At 73.8% G+C, this 5,611-nt stretch carries 4 protein-coding genes; 3 read left to right on the top strand and 1 reads right to left on the bottom strand.

What is annotated here, in order from left to right; genetic code table 11:
* Positions 1–108: 108 nt before the first annotated feature.
* On the bottom strand, positions 109–912 hold the full coding sequence (locus tag I5E_RS02920; protein ID WP_022905669.1) for a tryptophan-rich sensory protein: 804 nt from the start codon (positions 910–912) through the stop codon (positions 109–111).
* A gap of 189 nt (positions 913–1,101) precedes the next feature.
* On the opposite strand from I5E_RS02920, the gene I5E_RS02915 reads away from it, so the two are divergent.
* The 3 genes from I5E_RS02915 to I5E_RS02905 all read left to right on the top strand — a co-directional run.
* Positions 1,102–2,085, top strand: coding sequence for a magnesium and cobalt transport protein CorA (locus I5E_RS02915; protein ID WP_022905668.1), 984 nt, complete (start codon positions 1,102–1,104; stop codon positions 2,083–2,085).
* A 129-nt stretch (positions 2,086–2,214) separates the two neighbouring features.
* Positions 2,215–4,431 (top strand): alpha-galactosidase, encoded by a 2,217-nt coding sequence (locus I5E_RS02910; RefSeq protein WP_022905667.1) that lies wholly within the window; start codon positions 2,215–2,217, stop codon positions 4,429–4,431.
* A 78-nt stretch (positions 4,432–4,509) separates the two neighbouring features.
* Positions 4,510–5,611: chloride channel protein (locus tag I5E_RS02905; protein ID WP_022905666.1), on the top strand; the 1,102-nt coding region annotated here is incomplete at its 3' end.

Here is a 5,611-nt window from a genome sequence, read left to right as displayed (position 1 = left end):
GCGGGCGTAACTGTCGCTCAGCGCGAACCGTCAGCGGTCAGCGGCAGCCGGCCAGCCGGCCAGCCGGCCGCCGGCCGGTCAGTCGGGCGGCAGCCGCCGGCCGCCGCGTCAGGCGGCCGCGACGCGCGCCGGCGCAGCCGCGCCGCGCCACCCGGCACGGGCCCGCACCACGAGCGTCACGACGACGGCCGCAGCCGCCGCCACCACCGCCGCGACGGCGGTCGGCGTCGACACCAGCGGCCCGTCGAGCCGCGCCACCGCGACCCACGCCAGCCCCCACGCGAGCGACGCCGTCGGAGCCAGGCGCCCGCGACCCCACACGGCGAGGAGCACCCCGACCAGCCCGGCCACGAGTGCGACCACCACGCCCCACACGTCCTGCGACAGCCCGAAGCCCCGGAAGCCCGCGGCGGTCAGCACCGCGGCCGTGTTCGCCGCCGTGGCGACGCACACCCACCCGAGGTAGAGCCCGAACGTGCCGTCGGTGACGATCGCCTCGACGATGCCGGACGGCCGCGAGCGACGCAGCAGCACGAACGTCCAGACGAGCACGGCGAGCAGCGCGACGATGATGGGTTCGCTCAGCCACAGGAACCCGAACTGCACCGACAGGATCCACGCGGCGTTGAGCAGCAGTGACAGCACCGCCGGCACGGTCAGGCGGGCGTGACGCTCGTCGTCGGCGGTGCGGAAGCACTGCCGGACGGCGTAGGCGAGCAGCCCGACGTAGATGACGCTCCAGATCGAGAACGCCGGCCCGTCCGGCGCGATCGCCGTCGACGAGGCCGACAGTGCTCCGCCGGCAGCGTCCTGGATCGGCGTCCCGCCAGCGGCTCCCGAGCCGACGAACGCGCCGACCACCGCGACGACCGCGCTCACCGCGACCGCGATCCGCTTCCAGATCCTCTTCATGACAGTCCCTTTCGTCAGCATGCTGATGACCTGCACCGTAGGCGCGTGGCCGCGCCCGGCGCGCAGCGCACGTCCAGCCGGCGGGGGACGGACCGGACTGGAGGCGCGGTGCGGGCCCGACCCGCGCCTCCTGGCCCGCACGTCGGTCGCGTCCGACCCCCGCACGCTCACCCTGCGTACGGTGGTGTCGTGTCTGTCGAGCTGAACACCGTCTACGTCGACCGGGTCGCCCCGATCGCGAGTCCGTCGCTCGACGACACCTTCCGGATGCTCGAGGACCAGGGCGCCAGCGCGTGCATCGTGCTGCACCAGCCCGACGCCCAGGAGCTCGGCGACGTCGCCGTGGCCCTCGGCCTGCACGAACTCGCGGTCGAGGACTCCGCCGAGGGGCACCAGCGCCCGAAGCTCGAGCGCTACGGCTCGACGCTGTTCGTCGTCCTGAAGCCCGCCCTGTACAACGACCAGCAGGAGGAGGTCGCGTTCGGCGAGGTGCACGCCTTCGTCGGCGAGGAGTTCTTCCTGGTGGTCGTGAAGGCCGATCCGCGCGGCAGGCAGACCGTCCCGCGGGCACTGCAGCGGATGAGTGGCAAGCCGGGCCTCGTGACCGTGGGGCCGCAGGCGCAGCTCTGGGCGCTGATGGACTCGATCGTCGACGGCTACCTGCCGGTGATCGACGGCCTCGAGGAGGACATCAACCAGATCGAGGACCAGCTGTTCGCGGGCGAGGCGGGGGTCTCGCGCCGCATCTACGAGCTGTTCGGCGAGGTGGTGGACTTCCAGCGCGCGGCCCGGCCGCTCATCCACATCATCGAGAACCTGCACCGCGGGGCCGAGAAGTACCACCTGCCGGTGGAGATGCAGCGCCGGTTCCGCGACGTCCTCGACCACGCCATCCGCACGGTCGAGCGGCTGGACACCTTCCGGCAGCTGCTGCAGAACGCGTTGACGGTCGACTCGACCCTCGCGGCGCAGAAGCAGAACGACGACACGAAGAAGATCTCGGGCTGGGCGGCGATCCTGTTCGCCCCGACGCTCATCGCGGCGATCTACGGCATGAACTTCACGCACATGCCCGAGCTGCAGTGGCGGTGGGGGTACCCGCTGGCCATCGTGGCGATGGTCGTGTTCGCGGCGGCCCTCTACGTCGCGTTCAAGGTGAAGCGCTGGTTCTGACGCGCATCCGTGTGCGACTCCTGGTCCAGTTCGTGTGCGCGCCCGGGGCATCTGCGCGCGTCGTGTTGCTGGGAGCGCTCCCAGAGCGCGAGACTGCTGGAGCCGTCACCGTCGCCGACTGGAGCCCACATGCCGAACGACCTCGTCCACCTCTCTGCCGGGGGCGTCTCGCTCGTCCTCGACTGCCGTGACCACGCGCTGCCGGCCGTCGTGCACTGGGGCGCCGCGCTCGGGCCGCTCGACGCCACCGAGCTCGCGGCCCTCGCGGACGCCGACGTCCTGCCGCTCGCGGGCAGCGAGCCGGACCACCCCGTCCGCGTGGCCGTCCTGCCGGAGCCGCACCGCGGCTGGACGGGACGGCCCGGCCTCACCGGGCACCGGGACGGCCGGGACTGGTCACCGGCGTTCACCGTCACCGCGCTCGAGGTGACGGACCCGACGTCGGACCCGGCCGGCCCCGCCGCCAGCGCCGGCGCGTCGGACCCGGCCCGCCCCGCGGCCCGGGTCGGTGCGGACGCCGAGGCCCCGGCCGGCCCCGCCGCCAGCGTCGTCGCCGACGCCGAGGACACCACCGCCGGGCTCCGCCTTCGCCTGACGATCGAGCTGCTCGCATCCGGACTCGTCCGCACGCGTGCCGCCGTCACGAACACCGCGGACGGCGTGTACACGCTCGACGACCTCACCGTCGCGCTGCCGGTCCCGTCCCGTGCCCGCGAGGTCCTCGACTTCGCCGGACGCTGGGGCAAGGAGCGCACCCCGCAGCGCCGCGAACTCGTCGTGGGCACGCACGAGCGCGAGAGCCGCAAGGGGCGCACCGGCCACGACGCCGCGACCGTCCTGAGCGTCGGCGTCCCCGGGTTCGGCTTCGCCCGCGGCGAGGTCTGGGGCGTCCACACGGCCTGGAGCGGCAACCACCGGCACGCGGCCGAGCGCCTGGCCACCGGACGGCAGGTCCTCGGCGGCGGTGAGCTGCTGCTGCCCGGCGAGGTCCGGCTCGGGCGCGACGAGACGTACGAGGGCCCCTGGGTCTACGCCGCGTACGGGGACGGCCTCGACGACCAGGCCGCCCGCTTCCACCGCTGGCTCCGGAGCCGTCCGCAGCACCCGACGACCCCGCGCCCGACGACCCTCAACGTCTGGGAGGCCGTCTACTTCGACCACGACCTCGCCCGCCTGACCGACCTCGCCGAACGTGCCGCCCGGATCGGGGTGGAGCGGTACGTGCTCGACGACGGCTGGTTCCGGGGCCGCCGTGACGACCACGCCGGCCTCGGCGACTGGTACGTCGACGACGAGGTGTGGCCGGACGGGCTCGGCCCGATCGTCGACCGCGTGCGGGCGCTCGGCATGCAGTTCGGCCTCTGGTTCGAACCCGAGATGGTCAACGAGGACAGCGACCTCGCCCGGGCGCACCCGGAGTGGATCCTGCAGGCCGACGGGCGGCTGCCCGTGCGTGCCCGCGACCAGCAGGTCCTCGACCTCGCGGTCCCCGAGGCCTTCGCGTACGTGCTCGAACGGATGACCGCGATCATCGGCGAGTACGGCATCGAGTACGTCAAGTGGGACCACAACCGGGACCTCGTCGAGGCCGGGCACGCGGGCGGGGGCGCGGCCGTGCACGAGCAGACGCTGGCCGCCTACCGGCTCATGGCGACGCTCAAGGAACGGTTCCCGACGCTCGAGATCGAGTCCTGCGCGTCGGGCGGCGGGCGCGTCGACCTCGGTGTGATCGAGCACACCGACCGGGTGTGGGTGTCCGACGACATCGACCCGCTCGAACGACAGCAGATGCACCGGTGGACCCAGCAGCTCCTGCCGCCGGAGCTGCTCGGCGCGCACGTCGCCAGCGGGCGGAACCACTCCACCGGCCGCGTGCACGACCTGGCGTTCCGCGCCGGCACCGCGATCACGGGCCACTTCGGCATCGAGTGGGACCTCGTCGAGGCCACCCCGGAGGAGGAGTCGGCGCTCGCCGAGTGGATCGCCCTCCACCGCGAGTGGCGTCCGCTGCTGCACGGCGGGGACCTCGTGCGGATGGACGAGGTCGACGACTCCCGCCTCGTGTACGGCACCGTCGCCCCGGACCGGCAGCGCGCGGTCTTCTTCCTCGCGAGCGTCGGCCGGTCCGAGGTGTCCGGCTCCGGGCGCCTGACGTTCCGCGGGCTCGACCCGGACACCTCGTACCGGGTCGACCCGGTCGTGGTCGGCGCGGGGTTCGGCGTCGTCGCACCGCCGTGGTGGTCGGGGGACCGGGTCTTCCGCGGCCGCACGCTCGAGACCGTGGGCGTGCAGCCACCGCTCGTCCCGGCGGACTGCGTGGTGCCGTTCCGGCTCACGGCCGTCTGAGCAGCGGCCAGGAGGCGCGGCGCGGCCGGGCGCTGCGGGTCGCCTCGGCCGCGTGGCGCGCCCGGTAGGCTTCCGGTCATGCCGCACCCCGGACACGCGACACGTGCCACGCCGGTCTGGGCCCTGAAGCTCGCGGTCGTCACGGGACTCGTCGGGGTGGCCGGCGGGATCGCCGGCGTCTCGGTGTGGCTCGCGCTGCAGCTCATCCAGTTCGTCGCGTTCGGCTACCCGTTCGGCGGCCACCTCGAGGCGGCGGACGCCCCGAGCGCGCTGAACCGCTTCCTGGCGCTCCTCGCCGCCGGCGTCCTGACCGGTGTCGCCTGGTGGGCACTCCGACGCTGGGGCCGTCCGGTGGTCTCGGTGCCCGCTGCCGTCGGCGGGAAGCGGATGCCCGCCCTCGCGACGGTGGCGAACGCGGGCGTCCAGATCCTCGCCGTGGGGCTCGGAGCGTCGATCGGAAAAGAGGTGGCGCCGCGCGAGATCGGGGCGTGGCTGTCCCAGCTCGTCACCGCCCGGGCCGGACTGACCGCCCGCGAGACCAAGATCCTCGTCGCGTGCGGCGCCGCTGCCGGCCTGGCGGCGGTGTACGACGTCCCGCTCGGCGGTGCCCTGTTCGCGGTCGAGGTGCTGCTCGGCGAGCTCACGTTCGCGACCGCCCTGCCTGCCTTCGCGACGAGCGCGATCGCGGCCTTCGTGGCGCGCCTCGTGATCCCGGACGAGGTGCTCTACCACGTGCCCTCGATGCACCTCTCGTCGTCCCTGCTCGTCTGGGCCGTGCTCGTCGGACCGGTGCTCGGGTTCGCCGGCGTCGGCTTCGTGAAGCTCACGAACCGGTTGCAGGGGATCGCGCCGAAGGGGTGGCGGCTGCTCGTGGTGCTGCCGGTCGTGTTCGCGATGGTCGGCCTCATCGCCGTCCCCTTCCCGGAGATCCTCGGCAACGGCCGGGCGCTCGGCGTCCTCGCGATGAACACCTCGCTCGACGACGGATCGGTCGCGGGGCTGTCCCCGATCCTGTTCCTGCTCGCGCTCGGTGTCGTCCGGACCATCACGACCTCGGCGACCATCGGGGCGGGTGCGGTCGGCGGCACGCTCACCCCGTCCATCGCGATCGGTTCGGCCGTCGGCGGCGGCCTCGGCGGCCTGTGGCTCCTGCTCTGGCCGACCGACGGACCGAGCCTCA

Source organism: Curtobacterium sp. B18, from assembly GCF_000333375.1.
Taxonomy (GTDB): Bacteria; Actinomycetota; Actinomycetes; order Actinomycetales; family Microbacteriaceae; genus Curtobacterium.
Note: the sequence above shows the minus strand (reverse complement) of the source record. Positions and strands in the feature narration are given on the sequence as shown.

Excerpts from the sequence above, each read along its gene's own strand:
- I5E_RS02920 (WP_022905669.1), bottom strand. The coding sequence starts at position 912 with ATGAAGAGGATCTGGAAGCGGATCGCGGTCGCGGTGAGCGCGGTCGTC.
- I5E_RS02910 (WP_022905667.1), top strand. The coding sequence starts at position 2,215 with ATGCCGAACGACCTCGTCCACCTCTCTGCCGGGGGCGTCTCGCTCGTC.